The 17,544-nt window shown below is 71.4% G+C and carries 20 protein-coding genes and 1 riboswitch; of the genes, 6 read left to right on the forward strand and 14 right to left on the reverse strand.

Features of this window, described 5'->3' with window-relative positions; translation table 11 throughout:
- Window positions 1-34 precede the first annotated feature (34 nt).
- A complete protein-coding gene (locus Psi02_RS01060) occupies window positions 35-1,630 on the reverse strand; it encodes an MDR family MFS transporter (protein ID WP_203970789.1) in 1,596 nt (531 codons plus the stop codon).
- Window positions 1,631-1,740: 110 nt separating this feature from the next.
- On the opposite strand from Psi02_RS01060, the gene Psi02_RS01065 reads away from it, so the two are divergent.
- Window positions 1,741-2,298, forward strand: a complete 558-nt coding sequence (locus Psi02_RS01065; protein WP_203970791.1) for a TetR/AcrR family transcriptional regulator — start codon at window positions 1,741-1,743, stop codon at window positions 2,296-2,298.
- 30 nt (window positions 2,299-2,328) lie between these two features.
- On the opposite strand, the gene Psi02_RS01070 is transcribed toward Psi02_RS01065, so the two are convergent.
- The 5 genes from Psi02_RS01070 to Psi02_RS01090 all read right to left on the reverse strand — a co-directional run bounded on the left by Psi02_RS01070 (window position 2,329) and on the right by Psi02_RS01090 (window position 7,248).
- A complete protein-coding gene (locus Psi02_RS01070) occupies window positions 2,329-3,363 on the reverse strand; it encodes an LLM class F420-dependent oxidoreductase (RefSeq protein WP_203970793.1) in 1,035 nt (344 codons plus the stop codon).
- A gap of 83 nt (window positions 3,364-3,446) precedes the next feature.
- Entirely contained in the window at window positions 3,447-4,025 is a 579-nt protein-coding gene (locus tag Psi02_RS01075; protein WP_203970795.1) for a nucleotidyltransferase family protein, read from the reverse strand.
- Window positions 4,022-5,137 (reverse strand): XdhC family protein, encoded by a 1,116-nt coding sequence (locus tag Psi02_RS01080; protein WP_203970797.1) that lies wholly within the window; start codon window positions 5,135-5,137, stop codon window positions 4,022-4,024. The genes Psi02_RS01075 and Psi02_RS01080 overlap by 4 nt, the downstream gene beginning before the upstream one ends.
- Window positions 5,130-6,281, reverse strand: a complete 1,152-nt coding sequence (locus Psi02_RS01085) for a vWA domain-containing protein (RefSeq protein WP_203970799.1) — start codon at window positions 6,279-6,281, stop codon at window positions 5,130-5,132. Before Psi02_RS01085 ends, Psi02_RS01080 begins: the two co-directional genes overlap by 8 nt.
- Window positions 6,274-7,248, reverse strand: coding sequence for an AAA family ATPase (locus Psi02_RS01090; protein WP_203970801.1), 975 nt, complete (start codon window positions 7,246-7,248; stop codon window positions 6,274-6,276). Before Psi02_RS01090 ends, Psi02_RS01085 begins: the two co-directional genes overlap by 8 nt.
- Before the next feature lie 115 nt (window positions 7,249-7,363).
- Here Psi02_RS01090 and Psi02_RS01095 point away from each other — a divergent pair, with 115 nt between their 5' ends.
- Complete coding sequence (locus tag Psi02_RS01095; protein WP_239094498.1) at window positions 7,364-7,966, forward strand: HD domain-containing protein; 603 nt, start codon at window positions 7,364-7,366, stop codon at window positions 7,964-7,966.
- A 45-nt stretch (window positions 7,967-8,011) separates the two neighbouring features.
- Here the strand turns inward: Psi02_RS01095 and Psi02_RS01100 are convergent, their stop codons facing one another.
- Window positions 8,012-8,335 carry a DUF4031 domain-containing protein gene (locus Psi02_RS01100; RefSeq protein ID WP_203970805.1) on the reverse strand — a complete coding sequence of 108 codons (324 nt, stop codon included), beginning with the start codon at window positions 8,333-8,335 and terminating at the stop codon, window positions 8,012-8,014.
- A gap of 125 nt (window positions 8,336-8,460) precedes the next feature.
- Here Psi02_RS01100 and Psi02_RS01105 point away from each other — a divergent pair, with 125 nt between their 5' ends.
- The 4 genes from Psi02_RS01105 to Psi02_RS01120 are packed head-to-tail and all read left to right on the forward strand — an operon-like array spanning window position 8,461 to window position 12,144.
- Window positions 8,461-9,294, forward strand: coding sequence for an ABC transporter permease (locus Psi02_RS01105; RefSeq protein WP_203970807.1), 834 nt, complete (start codon window positions 8,461-8,463; stop codon window positions 9,292-9,294).
- Window positions 9,267-10,022 (forward strand): ABC transporter ATP-binding protein, encoded by a 756-nt coding sequence (locus Psi02_RS01110; protein WP_203970809.1) that lies wholly within the window; start codon window positions 9,267-9,269, stop codon window positions 10,020-10,022. The genes Psi02_RS01105 and Psi02_RS01110 overlap by 28 nt, the downstream gene beginning before the upstream one ends.
- Window positions 10,019-11,014 (forward strand): ABC transporter substrate-binding protein, encoded by a 996-nt coding sequence (locus tag Psi02_RS01115; RefSeq protein WP_203970811.1) that lies wholly within the window; start codon window positions 10,019-10,021, stop codon window positions 11,012-11,014. The genes Psi02_RS01110 and Psi02_RS01115 overlap by 4 nt, the downstream gene beginning before the upstream one ends.
- Window positions 11,011-12,144: an LLM class flavin-dependent oxidoreductase gene (locus Psi02_RS01120; RefSeq protein WP_203970813.1), complete on the forward strand. Its 1,134-nt coding sequence runs from the start codon at window positions 11,011-11,013 to the stop codon at window positions 12,142-12,144. Before Psi02_RS01115 ends, Psi02_RS01120 begins: the two co-directional genes overlap by 4 nt.
- Before the next feature lie 43 nt (window positions 12,145-12,187).
- On the opposite strand, the gene Psi02_RS01125 is transcribed toward Psi02_RS01120, so the two are convergent.
- The 7 genes from Psi02_RS01125 to ribD form a co-directional block, all read right to left on the reverse strand.
- Window positions 12,188-12,640: a PH domain-containing protein gene (locus Psi02_RS01125; RefSeq protein WP_203970815.1), complete on the reverse strand. Its 453-nt coding sequence runs from the start codon at window positions 12,638-12,640 to the stop codon at window positions 12,188-12,190.
- Entirely contained in the window at window positions 12,633-12,761 is a 129-nt protein-coding gene (locus Psi02_RS40610; protein ID WP_275415124.1) for a hypothetical protein, read from the reverse strand. The genes Psi02_RS01125 and Psi02_RS40610 overlap by 8 nt, the downstream gene beginning before the upstream one ends.
- Window positions 12,762-12,916: 155 nt before the next feature.
- Complete coding sequence (ribH, locus tag Psi02_RS01130) at window positions 12,917-13,396, reverse strand: 6,7-dimethyl-8-ribityllumazine synthase (protein WP_203970817.1); 480 nt, start codon at window positions 13,394-13,396, stop codon at window positions 12,917-12,919.
- Window positions 13,393-14,628: a bifunctional 3,4-dihydroxy-2-butanone-4-phosphate synthase/GTP cyclohydrolase II gene (locus tag Psi02_RS01135; RefSeq protein ID WP_203970819.1), complete on the reverse strand. Its 1,236-nt coding sequence runs from the start codon at window positions 14,626-14,628 to the stop codon at window positions 13,393-13,395. Before Psi02_RS01135 ends, ribH begins: the two co-directional genes overlap by 4 nt.
- The gene (locus tag Psi02_RS01140) at window positions 14,625-15,257 is read right to left on the reverse strand and encodes a nicotinamide mononucleotide transporter family protein (protein ID WP_203950847.1); all 633 of its coding nucleotides are present in this window, start codon (window positions 15,255-15,257) and stop codon (window positions 14,625-14,627) included. Before Psi02_RS01140 ends, Psi02_RS01135 begins: the two co-directional genes overlap by 4 nt.
- Window positions 15,254-15,850 carry a riboflavin synthase gene (locus Psi02_RS01145; protein WP_203970821.1) on the reverse strand — a complete coding sequence of 199 codons (597 nt, stop codon included), beginning with the start codon at window positions 15,848-15,850 and terminating at the stop codon, window positions 15,254-15,256. The genes Psi02_RS01140 and Psi02_RS01145 overlap by 4 nt, the downstream gene beginning before the upstream one ends.
- Window positions 15,851-16,912 (reverse strand): bifunctional diaminohydroxyphosphoribosylaminopyrimidine deaminase/5-amino-6-(5-phosphoribosylamino)uracil reductase RibD, encoded by a 1,062-nt coding sequence (ribD, locus tag Psi02_RS01150; RefSeq protein WP_203970822.1) that lies wholly within the window; start codon window positions 16,910-16,912, stop codon window positions 15,851-15,853.
- Between the two features lie 133 nt (window positions 16,913-17,045).
- Window positions 17,046-17,209, reverse strand: a riboswitch (FMN riboswitch).
- Between the last annotated feature and the right edge of the window lie 335 nt (window positions 17,210-17,544).

The following is a 17,544-nucleotide window of genomic DNA, read 5'->3' on the forward strand; positions in this document are numbered from 1 at the left end:
GCCTCCGGGGCGCGCCCGCGGGACGACGCGACGGTCAGGAGGTCTTGGCGTGCCGGGGGTGGCCGTCGTGATGGTCGTGGCGGTCCTGGCCGCCGGCCGCCGGGAGCCGGTCGGCCGAGCGCAGCGGGACCTCGCGCAGGAAGATCACCGCGACGAAGCCGAGGACGGCCACGGGCACGCCGACGAGGAACACCGTGTGCATCGCCGACGAGTACGCCTGGATCACGATGTCGTGCACCGCTGCCGGCAGGGCGCGGATGGCCTCCGGCGTGCCCAGGTCGAGCTTCGCGGCCGGAGCGGTCGTGGTCCCGAGCTTCGCGGAGATCTCCGACTTGACCCCGTTGGTGAGGATGGCGCCGAAGGCGGCCACGCCCACCGCGCCGCCGAGGCTGCGGAAGAAGGACACGCCCGAGGTGCTCACCGCCAGGTCCCTGCGCTCGGCCGAGTTCTGCACCGCGAGGATCAGCATCTGCATGCTCATGCCGAGCCCGACGCCGAGGATCGCGATGTCCACGCCGATCACCGGGAAGGTGGAGTCCGGCTGGAGCCGCGAGAGCAGGCCGAGGCCCGCGGCCACGAGGAGCATGCCGACGAGGGGGAAGAGCTTCCACTTGCCCGTACGGCTGACGACGCGCCCGGAGATGATCGAGGCCACGAAGAGGCCGAGCACCAGGGGCAGCGTCATGAGGCCCGACCTGGCCGGCATGAGCCCCTTGACGATCTGCAGGAACTGCGGCAGGTAGATCAGCACGCCGTACAGTGCGAGGCCGACGAAGAGCGAGGCCGTACTGGCCAGGAGGAACGTGCGGTCGCGGAACAGGCGTGGCGGGAGGATCGGTTCGGCGGCCTTCCGCTCCGCCACGACGGCGAGACCGCAGAACGCCACCGTGAGGGCGCCCAGGACGTACGTCCAGGACGAGTTCCAGTCGAACTCGTGCCCGCCGAGCGACAGCAGGAGCATGAGCGAGGTCGCTCCGCCGGTCAGGGTGGCGGCGCCCCACCAGTCGATGCGCGTGTCCCGCTTCACGTGCTCCAGCCTCAGCACCCTCTGGATGACGGCGAACGCCACGATCGCGAGCGGCACGCACACGTAGAAGCACCAGCGCCAGCCGAGCCCGTCGGCGTCCACCAGGAACCCGCCGAGGAGCGGCCCCGCGACGGTGGACACGCCGAAGACCGCGCCCACGTAGCCGGAGTAGCGGCCGCGCTCGCGGGGCTGGACCACGTCGCCCAGGATGACCTGGACCAGCGCGGACAGACCTCCGGTCCCCAGACCCTGTACGGCTCTCGCGGCGATGAGCATGCCGATGTTCTGCGACAGGCCGGCGAGCATCGAGGCCGCCACGAACAGGCCGAGCGCGACCTGGAACATCAGCTTGCGCCCGAAGATGTCGGAGAGCTTGCCCCACAGAGGGGTGGAGACGGTCAGCGTCAGGAGGGTCGCGCTCGCGACCCACGACAACTGCTCCTGGCCCCCGAGGTCCCCCACGATCGTCGGCAGGGCCGTGCCGACCACGGAGGTCGAGATCATCGAGGTGAGCAGGGCGAGCAGCAACCCGGAAAGGATCTTCAAGATCTCGCGGTGCGTGTAGGTGCGCCGCGCGTCCTCGCGGACGGTCTCCTGCGCCACGGATTCCCCTCAATCACTGGTTCCACCGAGACGCATTCGTCCGGATTGCCCTTTAGTTTCCTTTTCAAGTATACGCTTGTTTACTATCGTGTCACGCTAGTGTGCGGCTCGTGACACGAGACCGTGAGGCGACCGGCGAGCGGATCCTGGCCGCCGCCGCGGAGTTGTTCGCGGAGCACGGCTACGACCAGGTGACCGTCCGGATGATCGCGTCGGCGGCCGGGGCCAACGTCGCCCTGGTGAACCGTTACTTCGGGTCGAAGGCGAACCTCTTCGCGACGGTGCTGATCACGGCGTCCACGGTGACGGCCGCGATCGAGGGCGACCCAGCGGAGATGCCGTCCCGGCTGGCGGAGCACGTCGCCCACCGGCTGCGCACCGGCGCCTCCGAACCGCTCGTGCGGATGCTCGATCGGGCCGGGACCAGCCCGGAGATCCGGGCCGTCCTGGCCGCACGGGTCGAGACCGGGCTCGTCGACGCGATCAGCGCCCGGCTGCCGGGGCCGCAGGCACGGGAACGGGCACTGCTCGCAACGGTGATCATCCTCGGCGCGGGGTCGCTCCGCCGGCTGCTGGGCCCCGAGGGTCTCCACGACGCCGACCTCACCGTGCTGGAGGCGCGGCTCGAGACGGCGTTCCGGGCCTGCCTGGCCCCCGCCGGCGGGTGACCCTCCGCCGGCCCGGGCCGTGACACCGGGTCAGGCGGTGAGTGTCTTGATCTTCTCGATGAGTTTCAGCCGCTCCTCGTGCGTGCGGGCGAAGGGGGTCACGTTGAGCGTCGTCACCCCGGCCTCCCGCATGGCCGCGAGCCGCTCCCTGACATGGCCCTCCGGCCCGACCAGCGACATCTTCTCCAGCAGTTCCCGCGGCACCAGGGCGGCCGCCTCGTCCTTCCTGCCCTCGAGGTAGAGGTCCTGGATCCGCTCGGCCTCCTTCTCGTAGCCGTAGCGGCGGGCGAGGTCGTTGTAGAAGTTCTTGCCCTTGGCGCCCATGCCCCCGATGTAGAGGGCGGCCATCGGGCGGCCCAGCTCCATGACGTCGCCGACGTCGTCGCCGATCGCCAGCACGGCCTGGGCGATGACGTCCAGCTCGCCCAGCTCGGGGTCCCTGCGCGCCCGGCCGGCCGCCAGCGAGGGGCCCCACACCTCGCCCGCCTTCTCCGGCATGAAGAAGATCGGCTCCCAGCCCTCCGCCAGCTCCGCGGTGAGCTCGACGTTCTGCGGGCCGATGGCCGCGACCACGATCGGGATCCGCTCCCGGACCGGGTGGTTGATCAGCTTGAGCGGCTTGCCCAGACCTGTTCCGCCCGGGAGGGGCATCGTGTAGTGCTTGCCCGCGTACTCCAGCCTCTCCCGTCTCCACACCTTGCGGCAGATCTCGATGATCTCGCGGGTACGGCCCAGCGGAGCGGTGTAGGGGACGCCGTGGAAACCCTCGACGACCTGCGGTCCGCTGGCCCCGAGCCCCAACGTGAACCGGCCGTCGGAGACGTAGTCCATGCCCGCCGCGGTCATGGCGAGCAGCGTGGGCGTGCGCGAGTAGATCGGCAGGATGCCCGAGGCGATCTGGAGGCGCTCGGTGCGGGCGGCGATGTAGCCCATCTGGCTGACCGCGTCGAAGCTGTACGCCTCGGCGACGAACACGATGTCGAGCCCGGCCTTCTCGTAGTCGCCGAGCTCGGCGACGGTCTCCTTGAAGCCCCCGGCATAGTTGAGTGCCATCCCGATGCGCATCCCGACATCCTTCCCGGACCGAATACCGAATGTTGTTCCGTTTCATGCGGCATTGAGAGGTTACTCCACCCGCGCGGGAGGGATCATCGGCCGTCGAGCGACCTCAGGTCGGCGGGGACGTCGATGTCGGCGGGGTCGCCCACGTCGTCGCAGGGCACCGCGGTGACGAGATCGGGATGCGCCCGGAGGAACGGCCGCGCCCCGACGTCACCCTCGGCCATCCGGACGACCTCCGCGAAGTGGGCCCGCGCGATGAGGACGGGATTCCTCGGCGCATCGCCGTAGGTCGCCACGGCGACGGCCGCGCCCGCCTCGAACGCCCCGGCGAGCCGTCGTACGGCCTCCGGCGTGATCAGCGGCTGGTCGACCAGGGCGATCACCACGGCTTGCGCGGAGGCGGGCAGCGCGCCCAGCCCCACGCGCAACGAGGACCCCATCCCACCGGCCCAGTCGGGGTTGTGGACCACCGTGACATCGGGAACGTCGGCCGCGGCCGCGCCCAGGACGACGACGACGGGATCGCAACCGCCGTCGCGAAGCAGGCGCACACCCCGATCGACCAGCCGCTCTCCCCCGAACTCGACCAGGGCCTTGGGCGCCCCGAAGCGGCTCCCCGCGCCGGCGGCGAGCAGGACCCCCGCGACCCGCGTGTCCGTGGTCATGTGATGGAGTCGCCGTGGATGCGGCCGCTGGTGTCCGTCAGCGAGCGCCCGGTGCCGCCCCACCGGAGCTGGATCAGCTCGGCGGCGATCGACACGGCGGTCTCCTCCGGCGTACGGGCGCCGAGGTCGAGGCCGATCGGCGACCTCAGCCGGGCGAGGTCCTCGTCCTTCAGGCCGGCCTCGCGCAGCCGCGCCAGCCGGTCCTCGTGCGTGCGGCGCGACCCCATCGCCCCCACGTACGCGGCCGGGGTGCGCAGGGCCACCTCCAGCAGGGGGACGTCGAACTTGGGGTCGTGCGTGAGGACGCAGATGACCGTCCGCTCGTCGACCTGCACCGTCGACAGATAGTCGTGCGGCCACTTGACGACGACCTCGTCCGCGTCCGGGAAGCGCTTGGTCGTGGCGAAAACCGGGCGCGCGTCGCAGACGACGACGTGGTAGCCGAGGAACTTGCCGATCCGCGCGACGGCCGCCGCGAAGTCGATGGCGCCGAACACCAGCATGCGCGGGGCGGGCGCGAAGGACTGGACGAACACCTGGAGGTCGTCCAGCCGCCTTTCTCCCCGGGCCCCGTAACGGCGGATGCCCGTGATCCCCTGGGCCAGCATCCCCCGGACGTCGTCGTCCACCGCCGCGTCGAGCCGGGCCGAGCCCAGTGACCCGGAAGCGGAACCCGGGGGCCGGTCCGGCCAGATGACGCGGCGCGCCCCCACCGTCCCCGGCCCGGACAGGATCGTGGCCACGGCGACCGGGCGGCGCCGCTCGATCGACGCGGCGATCTCCCCCAGCTCGGGATAGGTCTCCCGGGAGACGTCCTCGACGAACACGTCGATGATCCCACCGCAGGTCAGGCCGACCGAGTAGGCGTCATCGTCGCTCACGCCGTATCGCTGGAGGACCGGCCCCCCCGCGTCGACGACCTCGTGGGCGAGCTCGTAGACGGCTCCCTCGACGCACCCCCCCGACACACTGCCGACGGCCTCGGTGCCGAGGACGGCCATGGAGGCGCCCGGAGGCCGGGGCGCGCTGCGGAAGGTGCCGACGACCGTGGCCAGCCCGAACCGCTCTCCCGCCTCCCACCAGCGCACGATCTGCGACAGGACGTCACGCATGACTACGCCTCCCTCTGCGGGTCGATCCGCGGGGCCCGGCCGCCAGCAGGGCGGACAGATCCTCGAACGCGGCCAGGCTGTGGCCGGCCACGAAGTCCGTGATGTACGGCAACGCGGCCATGATTCCCGCGGTGAGCGGCCGGTACGCCGGATCTCCCTTGTGCGGGTTCACCCAGACCACCCGGTGGGCCAGCCGCGACAACCGCGCCATCTGCGCGCCCAGGATCTCCGGGGAGCCGCGTTCCCATCCGTCGGACGCGATCACGACCGTCGCGCCCCGGGGATCGGCGAGCCTGAGCAGCGCCTTGACCTCCTCACCGAGCCGGGTCCCGCCGTTCCAGTCGGGGATGGCCCTGGAGACCGCGATCATGGCGACGTCGGGATCCCGATGGCGCAGCTCGGCCGTGATCCGCGTGAGGCGGGTCCCCGCGCTGAACACCTCGGTCGCCCGCGGCTCGGCCCGGACGAGGGCGTGCGCGAATCGCAGCAGGGTGTCCGCGTACGGCGCCATCGAACCGCTGACGTCGACGAGCATGACGACCCGACGCGGCCGGTCCCGATGGGTCCGCATACGGAGGCGCGCGGGCTCCCCTCCCCGCCTGATGGCCTCCCTGACCGTGCGGTGGCTGTCGAGCACGCCGCTGCGGGCGGGCGTGAACCGCCGCGAGCCGCGCCGCTCCCGCACTCCGCGCAGCAGCGCCAGCATCCGGTTGACCTGCTCCCGCTCGGCCGCGGTCATCCGCGCGACGTCCCGGTTCCGCAGCACCTCGATCTCACTGGCCGTGGCCGGCACCGCGCTCTGCTCGCCCGCCTCCTCCTCCTGGTCGCGGGAGCCGTACGGCTCGGCGACGAGCCGCGTGACGGTCACCGTCGTCCGGGCACGGCCGGGCCGCGGCCGCTCCCCCGCGAAGTAGGCCGCGAAGCAGCGGTCGTACCGTGCCAGGTCGTCCGGCCCGGCGCAGAGCGTCAGCCGGCCGGCCCAGTAGACGTCGCGCTCGGCGGCGACGTCCAGGTGGCCGAGCGCGGTCAGGAAGCCCTGGGTGCGCTGGTGGTCGGCCCCGACGCCGGCGGCTCTCAGCGTGCGGGCGAACCCGGTCATCGTGGCGACCACGTCCCGCGCTCCGCCGGATCGGGGCTCAGGCATGGCGGCCCGCCTCACCTCGGCCCGCACCCGCGCCTGTGGCCATGCCCGCGCGCGTGGTCATGCCCGCGCCTGTGGCCGCGTCCGCGAGGAGGATGCCGTCGCGCCGCACGAGTTCCTGGTCCTCGCGGTGCTTCAGCACCGCGCCCAGGGTGGCGGCCGCGAGGCCGGGGTCGAAGTCGGTCGCCCCGAGCGTCAGCAGGGCCTCGGTCCAGTCGAGCGTCTCGGCGATCCCCGGCGGCTTGACGAGGTCGGCGGCCCTCAGCCGGTCGGCGGTCCGCGCGACCTCCCTGGCCAGCCGTTCCGTGCACTCGGGAAGACGCCTGAGGAGGATGGCCACCTCGCGCTCGAAACCGGGGTGCTCCAGCCAGTGGTAGAGGCAGCGCCGCTTGAGGGCGTCGTGGACCTCACGCGTGCGGTTCGAGGTGACCACCACGACGGGAGGCGCGGCGGCGCTGATCGTGCCCAGCTCGGGAATCGAGATCGTGAAGTCCGACAACACCTCGAGCAGGAACGCCTCGAACTCGTCGTCCGCGCGGTCGATCTCGTCGACCAGCAGCACGCTGGGCTGGGTTTCGACGGCCTGAAGCAGGGGCCGGGCGATCAGGAAGCGCCGGTCGTAGATCTCGCCCTCGAGCGCCCTGACGTCGGTCACGCCCGTCGCCTCCGCCGCCTTCAGATGCAGCAGCTGGCGGGCGAAGTCCCAGTCGTAGAGCGCCTGCGCGGCATCGAGGCCCTCGTAGCACTGCAACCGGATCAGCGGGGCGCCGAGCACCGCGGAAAGGGTCTTGGCCAGCTCCGTCTTGCCCACTCCGGCCTCGCCTTCGAGGAAGAGGGGGCGGCCCATCCTCAGCGCGAGAAACGCCGCGGTGGCCAGGCCCTCGTCCGCCAGGTAATCGTGCGAAGCGAGCAGCTCGGCCACCGTCGCGGGAGAGTCGATGTCGGACGCCTTCGTTGTGCCTCCCAGCATCCTCTCAGGCTACGCGCCGGGGGCCCGCGAACGCTCTGGCCGATTCCGCCAAACGCCCGCCGTTCACGGGCCGATCGTTGCCACGATCGCACAGGGGCCCTCTACCGTCGTGGACGTGACGAATCCTCTGGGGCTTCCCGGGTCTCCCGCGGCGAGCGCGCTGGCCGCCGAGCTGGCGGCGCGGTGGGCCGAGCCGCACCGGCGCTACCACACCACCACGCACCTGCGGGCCGTGCTCGCCGCGATCGAGCCGCTCGCCGCCCTGGCCGGGGACATCGGCGCCGTACGGCTCGCCGCCTGGTTCCACGACGCCGTCTACGACGGCCGCCCGGGATGGGATGAGGAGCGCAGCGCCCAGCTGGCGCAGGCCCGCCTCCCCGCGTGCGGCGTCACGCCTCAACGGGTACGCGAGGTCGTCCGCCTGGTGCGGGTGACGGCCGATCACTCCTACGGCTCCGGCGACACGGACGCGGCCGTCTTGTGCGACGCCGATCTGGCCGTCCTCGGCGGCGCCCCGGAGGATTACGCGGCCTACGCGAGAGCCGTACGAGCCGAGTATCGCCACGTCCCCGACGACCTGTTCCGGGCGGGCAGGGCCGCCGTCCTGGGGCGACTCCTGTCTAACGACCGCCTGTACGGCACGGCCCGCGCACGCGACCTGTGGGACCGCCGGGCCAGGGAGAACATGACCCGCGAGCTGGCCACGCTCGGCGGCTAGGTCTGGCGCGGGACCGGCTCAGGGACGGGCGGCGTTTCGGGCGACTCAGGGACGGGCGGCCGGGCGGGGCGGCGTTTCGGGCGACTCAGGGACGGGCGGCCGGGCGGGGCGGTGTTTGGGCCGGCGCAGCCCCGCCGCCCGAAGCCGCCGGACGAGCTCGCCGCTCGGCACAGGCTCGGCACCGAGCTCGACCGCGCGGTCGTAAACCGTCTCGGGCACGTCGTAGTGATCGCGGTCGAACGCCCGCTCCGGCACGTCCAGCACCCTGGCGAACGCGTGCAGCTCCTCGTAGGAGACGTCGCTGACCAGGTGTGACCACAGCAGCCCGCGCGGGCCGGGCCAGTTGGGCCGATCGATCAACACGCTCACACGACCTCCCCAGCCGGACGTTTCTTCCCGGCACTGTAAGGCCTTTCGAAATTACCAATTGACTTGGTAGGAAATACGGATAATCCTGAGGAGGACATCGCACACCATCCCTGCGAGGTACCTCCATGTCCGTCCTTGAACTGGACACCCCGGTCCGGGCCGAGCCGCACCCCGGCGCGCGGACCCGGCGCCGGCGGCTGCCGGGAAAAGCCTGGCAGCGCTGGATCAGCCCACTGGTCCTCGTGCTCGCCTGGCAGATCGCGAGCACTACCGGCCTGCTGCCCACCCGACTGCTCGCCGCGCCGTCCACGATCGCCGCGACCGCGGTCGACCTGGTCCAGGCGGGGACGTTGCCCACGGCGATCGCCGTGTCGCTCCAGCGCGTCCTGATCGGCTTCGCGGCCGGGGCGATCGCGGGCGTCGGCCTCGCCCTGGTCGCCGGGCTGAGCCGCAAGGGCGAGAACGCGGTCGACCCGATCATGCAGATGCTCCGGGCGCTGCCGTTCTTCGGCCTCATCCCGCTGTTCATCCTCTGGTTCGGCATCGGGGAGGCGCCCAAGGTGCTGCTCGTGGCCCTCGCGGTGTCGTTCCCCCTCTACCTGAACACCTTCGCGGGCATCCGCGGGGTCGACGGGAAGCTCGCCGAGGTCGCGCGCACGGTCGGGCTCGGCAGGACCCAGCTCATCCGGCACATCGTGCTCCCCGGCGCGCTCCCCCAGACGCTCGTCGGCCTCCGGCAGAGCCTCGGCGTGGCGTGGCTGGCGCTGATCGTCGCCGAGCAGGTCAACGCCAACGCCGGCCTCGGCTACATGATCAACGACGCGCGGGAGTTCCTCCGTACCGACGTGATCGTCGTGGGCCTGCTCGTCTACAGCGCGCTCGGCCTGCTGACCGACGCTCTCGTCCGGCTGCTCGAAAGGAGGGCCCTCACGTGGCGACGCGAGTTCCTGGCCCGCTGACCCGGCCGGCCGCGGCCGCGACAGGACCGGTGGCCACCGCCGACGGGCTGACCCGCAGGTTCGGCGAGCGGACCGTCCTCGACCGGCTCGACCTGGAGATCGGGCGCGGCGAGTTCATCGCGCTGCTCGGCCGCAGCGGCTCCGGCAAGTCGACGCTGCTCCGCGCGCTCGCCGGGCTCGACAGCGAGGCCGAGGGCGGCCTGAGCGTCACCGGTTCCGTGGCGGTGGCCTTCCAGGAGCCGCGGCTCGTGCCCTGGAAGCGCGTCCACGCCAACATCACGCTCGGCCTCGCCGTACCCGACCCGAAGGAGAAGGCGGACGCCGCCCTGGCGGAGGTCGGCCTGACCGAGCGGGCGGGCGCCTGGCCGCTCACGCTCTCCGGCGGCGAGGCGCAGCGGGCCAGCCTGGCGCGCGCCCTGGTCCGGGAGCCGGACCTGCTGCTGCTCGACGAGCCCTTCAGCGCCCTGGACGCGCTGACCCGGATCACCATCCACCAACTGGTCCTCCAGCTGTGGTCCGTCCACCGGCCGGCCGTACTGCTGGTCACCCACGACGTCGACGAGGCGCTACTGCTCGCGGATCGCGTGCTCGTCCTCGACCGGGGGCGCATCGCGCACGAGTCGGACGTCCCGGCGCCGCGTCCCCGCCACCGCGACCATCCCGATCTCACCTCCCTCCGCACGACCCTCCTCGCCGCTCTCGGCGTGTCCCCCGAAGGAACCACATGACCAGGAAACTGCTCGCGGCCCTGTTGCTCACCGCGCTGGCCGGCACGGCCTGCGCCTCCACCGGCTCGGCCAACGACTCCCCGGCCGGCTCCGGGGCGAGCGGCTCGGGCGTCACCCTGCGGGTCGGCGACCAGAAGGCCGGTTCCCAGGCCCTGCTCAAGGCCGCCGGGCTGCTCGACGGGACCTCGTACAAGATCACCTGGTCCCAGTTCACGTCGGGCCCGCCGATGCTGGAGGCGATCAACGCCGGCGCCGTCGACATCGGGGGCGTCGGAAACACCCCGCCCGTCTTCGCCGCCGCGGCCGGTTCGAAGATCAAGGTGGTCGCGGCCTACCGGCAGAACCTCGCGGGCGCCACGATCCTGGTGCCGCAAGGCTCGACGATCACCGCACCGGCGCAGCTCGAGGGCAAGAAGGTCGCGGTCGCCAAGGGCAGCTCGGCGCACTACCACCTGCTCTCCGTGCTCCAGAAGGCCGGGCTGTCGTTCAAGGACATCCAGCCGCAGTACCTCCAGCCCGCCGACGCCCTCGCGGCGTTCACCTCCGGGACCATCGACGCCTGGGCGATCTGGGAGCCCTTCACCTCCCAGGCCGAGCTGCAGAACAAGGCCAAGCTCCTGGTCGACGGCAACGGCTACGTCAACGGGCTCAACTTCCAGGTGGCGGCGCCCGGCGCGCTGCAGGACAAGGGGAAGGACACGGCGATCCGCGACTACCTCACCCGTCTGGCCAAGGCGAGGACCTGGGCCGTCACCCACCAGCCCGAGTGGGCCAAGGTGTGGGCGCAGGAGACCGGCCTTCCCGTGGAGGTCGCGAACGCGGCCGTCGCCAACACCCTGGCCACCTCCATCGTGATCGACGACTCGGTGGTCACGTCGGAGCAGCAGATGGCCGACGCGTTCAGCGCCGAGGGGCTCATCCCCGGCGGCCTGAAGTTCTCGGATTTCGTCGATGACCGGTTCAACGACGTCGTAGCGAAGGGTCAGCAGTGAAGTTCCATTGGTTCCTGCCCACCACGGGCGACAGCAGGGCGATCGTCGGCGGCGGGCACGGCCTGCACCGGGCACACGGTCATTCCGCGGCCGAGGTGTACCGCCCGCCATCGGTCGACTATCTGGGCCAGATCGCCCGCTCGGCCGAACAGCTCGGCTTCGAGGCCGTGCTGACTCCCACCGGCACGTTCTGCGAGGACGCGTGGCTCGTGACGTCCGCGCTCACCCAGGTGACGAAGCGGCTGAAGTTCCTCGTCGCCTTCCGGCCCGGGGCGCTGTCGCCGACCCTCGCCGCGCAGATGGCCGCGACCTACCAGCGGATATCCGATGGACGGCTGCTGCTGAACATCGTCACCGGCGGGGAGACCACCGAGCAGAAGCGGTTCGGCGACCACCTGTCCAAGGACGAGCGGTACGCGAGGACCGACGAGTTCCTCTCGATCGTCCGGGGCGCCTGGGAGGGGCCGTTCGACTTCAAGGGCACGTACTACGACGTCGAGGGGGCACAGGTCGCCGAGTCCCCCTCCCCCGTCCCCGAGCTCTATTTCGGCGGCTCGTCGGCCGCCGCGGGACCGGTCGCGGCCAAGCATGTGAACGTCTACCTGACCTGGGGCGAGCCGCCGTCGCAGGTCGCCACCAAGCTCGACTGGATCAGGGAGCTGGCCGCGGCCCAGGGCCGTACGCTGCGCTTCGGCATCCGCCTGCACGTGATCACCCGGGACACCTCGGGCGAGGCGTGGGAGGAGGCCCAGCGGCTGCTCGACCGGATCGACCCCGCGGACATCGCGTCCGCGAAGGCCATCCTGGGCCGCAGCGACTCGGTGGGACAGCAGCGGATGCTCGCCCTCCACCAGGGATTCGACCACGGCAAGGCCCGTGAGCTGGAGATCCACCCCAACCTCTGGGCCGGCGTGGGACTGGTCCGCGGCGGCGCGGGCACGGCGCTGGTCGGAAGCCATCAGGAGGTCGCGGACCTGATCGAGGAGTACGCCTCCCTCGGCATCGAGGAGTTCGTCCTGTCCGGCTACCCGCATCTCGAGGAGGCCTACTGGTTCGGGGAGGGCGTGCTGCCCGAACTCCGCCGCCGTGGGCTCTTCGAGGCCCCCGTACCGGTGCTGCGCAGCGCCTGAACCTCATCCGTCATGGCGGCGCGCGCGTAGGCGCCCGGCCGGGTCACACCCGGTCGGGCGCCTCGCCGCGGTCGTGGATGAGGGCGCTGAGCTCGGAGACCGCCTTGCGGGACCGCTCGCGCTCCGTGCTCTGGATGCCCATCGCGCCCAGGCTGAGCCCGTTCGCCAGGTCGAGCTTGGGCCAGGGGTCGCCTTCCACCATCGTGACGTCGAGGATCTCCGGCCATTCGTAGCGGTGCACCCTGAGGGGGTTCACCACGGTGATCCCCCGCTCGTCGGCCACGACGCGAGTGCGCCCGAGCAGGTGCAGCAGCCCCGCCACGAGGCAGCCGAACACCACCAGGCCGAGCCGGTCGGGCAACCTGAACTGCTCGGGCAGGATCAGCGCGAGGACGACCGCCCCGACGACCATGACCACCGCCAGGCTGTACGCGATGATCGGGGCCTGCCGGGGACGCCACGTCACGGGCAGCGACGGCGGCCTGCGCTCATCCATGACGGCCTCCCACGTGACCTCGGACGGCGCCGAAGACGACATCGAAGACGACGCCGGGGACGGCCTCGCGGGGAGCGCCCGCGGTCTCGCGGGCGCCTCCCGCCGGCTTCTGCATGATCACCAATTGGGTTTTCCCAGCTGAGATGGTCAAGATGCGAACCTGTGCATGATCACGGAATGCGTCCTGGCTGGTCAAGTGAACTCTCCCCGAATCCGTACATGATCACGGGGAGGGAAGTGGCAGGTCGGACCCCTTGATCACGAACTTGTGCATGATCACGCGGAGGGGGTGGGGAGGGTGCGGAGGAGGAGGGCGGTCTCGAGGGCGGCGACCGTGGCCTCGTAACCCTTGTCCTCGGCGCTGCCCGGCACGCCTGACCTGTCGACCGCCTGGTCGAGCGTCTCGCAGGTGAGGACGCCGTTGCCGACCGGAGTCGCCTCGTCGAGGGCCACCCTGGTGAGACCGGCGGTCACCGAGTCGCAGACGTAGTCGAAGTGGGCGGTCTCCCCCCTGATCACCACGCCCAGCGCGACCACCGCGTCATACCGCCTGGCCAGGGCCTGCGCGACCACCGGGATCTCCAGCGATCCGGCCACGCGGACCGTGACGGCCGCGGCGCCGCAGTCCTCCGCCGCCTGTACGGCTCTCGCCAGCAACTGGTCGGTGATCTTCTCGTGCCAGCGTGCCGCGACGATGCCGACCGTCAGCCCGCCCGCGTCCACGCTCTGCGCCACCGGACGCCCGTCCCCGCTCATTCGTGCTCCCCTTCCGGGATGTCCCGTGGAATGTCATGGCCGAGGCGCTCGCGCTTGGCCGTGAGGTATTTCTCGTTGTACGGATTCATGGCCACCGGCATGGGCTCGCGGCCGAGCACCTTGATGCCGAAGCCGTCCATGCCGCGCACCTTGGCGGGATTGTTGGTCAGCAGCCTGACCGACTTCACCCCGAGGTCGGCGAGCATCTGGGCGGCGTTGGAGAACTCCCTGGAGTCCACGGGAAGGCCGAGCTCCAGGTTGGCGTCGACGGTGTCGCTGCCGTTGTCCTGGAGGTTGTAGGCCCGCAGCTTGGCCAGCAGGCCGATCCCCCGTCCCTCGTGGCCGCGCAGGTAGACGACCACGCCGCGGCCGTGCTCGGAGATCGTGCGCATGGCGTTGTCGAGCTGGACGCCGCAGTCGCACCGCAACGAGCCGAGCACGTCGCCGGTGAGGCACTCGGAGTGCGCCCGCACCAGGACGTTCTCCCCGTCGGCGAGGTCGCCGTAGACCAGGGCAAGGTGCTCGCCCCCATCGAGGGAGCTCGCGTAGCCGTAGGCGCGCCAGATGCCGTACCGGTTGGGGATCCGGGTCTCGGCGACGCGCGTGACCACCCGCTCGGACCGCCTGCGGTGCTCCATCAGCTGCTCGATCGAGATGAGCGCCAGATCGTGCTCGTCGGCGAACTCCCGCAGCCGGGGCAGCCGCGCCATCGTCCCGTCGTCGTTGACGACCTCGGCGAGCGCGCCCGCCGGGGACAGCCCGGCCAGCCTGGCCAGGTCCACGGCCGCCTCGGTGTGGCCCTGCCGGACCAGCACGCCGCCCTCGCGGTAGCGCAGAGGGAAGATGTGCCCGGGACGGACGAGCTCGTAGGGCTCGGTGGCGGAGTCGCACAGCGTGCGGATCGTCTTGGCGCGGTCGGCGGCGGAGATCCCCGTCGTCACGCCGTCACGGGCGTCGACGCTGATCGTGTACGCCGTGCCGAGACGCTCGCGGTTCTGGTGGACCATGAGGGGCAGCCCGAGCCGGTCGAGCTCCCGCCCCTCCATGCCCACGCAGATGACGCCGCTCGAGTACCGGATGGTGAAGGCGACCACCTCGGGCGTCGCCTTGGCCGCCGCGAAGATGATGTCGCCCTCGTTCTCGCGGTTCTCGTTGTCCACCACGACGACGGGCCTGCCGTCCCGGATGTCGGCGATCGCCCGCTCGACCGGATCGAGCCTGATGCCCGTCATGCCGTCACCGCCCGCAACTGGTGCGACTGACGCAGCCAGTCGCGGAATCCGAAGGCCACCATGACCAGGAAGACGCCGTATACGGCCCCCGAGACCACCAGGCCGGAGGAGAAGGCCAGCGGCACGCCGATCACATCGACGGCCACCCAGATCACCCAGAAGTCCACCAGCGCCCTCCCCTGCGCCCACGTCGCCACGGCGCTGCCGACGAAGATGTAGGCGTCCGGCCACGGGGCCCACGAGATGTTCAGGCCCCGCGAGTTGAGATAGGTGAACAGCAGCGCGACCGCCACCGTGCCCAGCGCCATCACCGCGACGACCAGCGTCCTCTCCCGCGAGGTGGCCGACCTGATCGGCAGCGCGGCGCCGCCGCGAGTGCCCCGCGACCAGCGGATCCACCCGTAGACGGCCAGCGCGCCGAACAGCGCCTGCTTGAGCGCGTTGCCCGTGATGTGGGCGCTGATGGAGGCGACGAACAGCAGGGCGGAGGAGGCGAACTGCACCGGCCAGGTCCAGATCGTCTTCCTGATCGCGAGCCAGACCGTCGTCAGGGCGCCCACGTTCCCGACCAGGTCGGTCCAGAGCACGTGCTGCCCCACCACGTCGAATCCCGCTTCGGTCCAGCTCATGCGCGTGTCCCCAGAGTGAGCTTCTCGACGTACTTGGCGATCACGTCGACCTCGAGGTTCACCGGCTCGCCCGGCTGCTTGCGGCCGAGAGTCGTGAGGCCGAGCGTGGTGGGGATCAGGCTGACGGCCAAGGAGTCCGCGTCCACCGCGACCACGGTCAGGCTCACCCCGTCGACCGTGATCGACCCCTTCTCCACCACGTAGCGGTTCAGGTCGGCGGGCAGGGAGAGGCGGACGACCTCCCAGTGCTCACCGGGCTCGCGCGACAGCACCACGCCGGTGCCGTCCACGTGGCCCTGGACGATGTGGCCGCCCAGCCGCTGGTCGGCCCGTACGGCACGCTCCAGGTTGACCCGCGATCCCGGCTCCAGCGCGCCCAGCGACGAACGGTCCAGGGTCTCCTTCATGACGTCGGCGGTGAACACGTCCCCCTCGACGTCCGCCACCGTGAGGCAGACGCCGTTGACGGCGATCGAATCTCCGTGCCCGGCGTCGCCCGTGACGACCTTGCCGCGCACCGACAGGCGTGCCGCGTCGGCCTGGGGCTCGACCGCGACGACCTCGCCGAGTTCCTCGACGATTCCGGTGAACATTCAGCTCTCCTTAGGTGGTGCCGGCCGGAGGACGAGCCTGAGGTCCGGTCCGATGGGGGTCACTTCCTCGAACTCGAGGCGGAGGATCTCGCCGATCGTGGTCACACCCGCCGGCCCGAGGGCGGCGGGCCCCGTGCCCAGCAGTGCGGGCGCGATGTAGCCGACGACCCTGTCGACCAGGCCTTCTCTGAGGAAGGAACCGGCGAGGGTCGGTCCGCCTTCGAGCAGTGCGCTCACGATCTGCCTCCCGTGCAGCTCAGCCATGAGCGCGTGGAGGTCTATTCCGCCGGGCGCGCGCGGCAGCCGTACGGCATGGCCGAGGTGCGCGGGGACGTCCGCGTCGTCCGCGACGGCGACGAGCGCGGGCTCCTCGCCCGCGAGGACCCTGGCCGAGGCGGGCGTGCGGGCCGCGGAGTCGACGACGACCCGCAGCGGCCTGCGAGCGGCGTCTCCGGGCACGCGGGCCGTGAGCTGGGGATCGTCGGCGATGACGGTGCCGATCCCGGCGATGACGGCGTCGCCCTCGGCGCGCAGGCGGTGCACGTCGGCCCTGGCCTCGGGGGACGTGATCCACTTGCTGGTGCCGTCCGCGGCCGCGGACCGTCCGTCGAGGGTCGCGGCGAACTTCCAGGTGACGAACGGCCTGCGCCTGCGGATGAACGTGAGCCACGCCGCGTTGACCCGCTCGGCCTCCTCGGCCAGCACGCCGGTCTCGACCTCGACCCCGCTGCGGCGGAGCCTGTCGACGCCGCCCGCGGCGAGGGGGTTGGGATCGGTCACGGCGACCACGACTCGTGCGACGCCCGCGCTGATCAGCGCACCGCTGCACGGCCCGGTCCTGCCGGTGTGGTCGCAGGGCTCCAGGGTGACGTACGCCGTGCCGCCCCTGGCCCGTTCGCCCGCCTCGCGCAGCGCCACGACCTCGGCGTGGGGTCCGCCTGCGTAGGCGTGGAATCCCTCCCCCGCGACCTGTCCCGAGGCGTCGAGGACCACACACCCGACGACGGGGTTGGGGCTCGTGCCGCCATGGCCTCGCGCCGCCAGCCCGATCGCGCGGCGCATGTGAATGATGTCCTGCGGACCCACCCGGGTCGTCCTCTCGCCTGTGTCGCCACGGCGGGCCCCGGGGGTGGGACGGACGCGATAACGCGTCACGTCAGCGGACGACACGTGCCCTCCGGGCACCGTCATCCGCTCGCGCGCTTCCTCCCATCCGGACTTTCACCGTCGGTCCTGGAGTCTCACCAGGTCCACCGGCCGATGGCTTCGGCCGGGTCGCGGACTGCCACCCGTCGGCCTCCAGTGGAGATCGCGAGTGTCACCGCCGGTTCGGAATTACACCGACCCCGGAGCACGCTTGCTCTGTCTTTACCAGTGTGCCATGCCTGGCACGGTCACCATTGTGCAGGATCCACGCAAATCAGTCATAGCGCGCCCTGCCTGGACTTTCGGCCATCCCCATCGGGCTCAGGTTGCACACGAGTCGCCTGCCGGCGTGCGGACTGTCCGCACGGCGTCCGCGTTGTGTCACCAAACCATGACACACTTAGGGTCCAGCTGACGTTAAGTGTCATACCGATCGTTTGGCCAGGTCAACTGGCAATGGGACACAAGCTGGTTTACTTTGGACAACGAAGTAGAGCAAAAACCGCGATGCCCCGGCGAAGCGATTGACCCGCGGAAAATAAGTTGCC

Origin of the sequence: Planotetraspora silvatica (assembly GCF_016863315.1) — a bacterium.
Lineage (GTDB): Bacteria > Actinomycetota > Actinomycetes > Streptosporangiales > Streptosporangiaceae > Planotetraspora > Planotetraspora silvatica.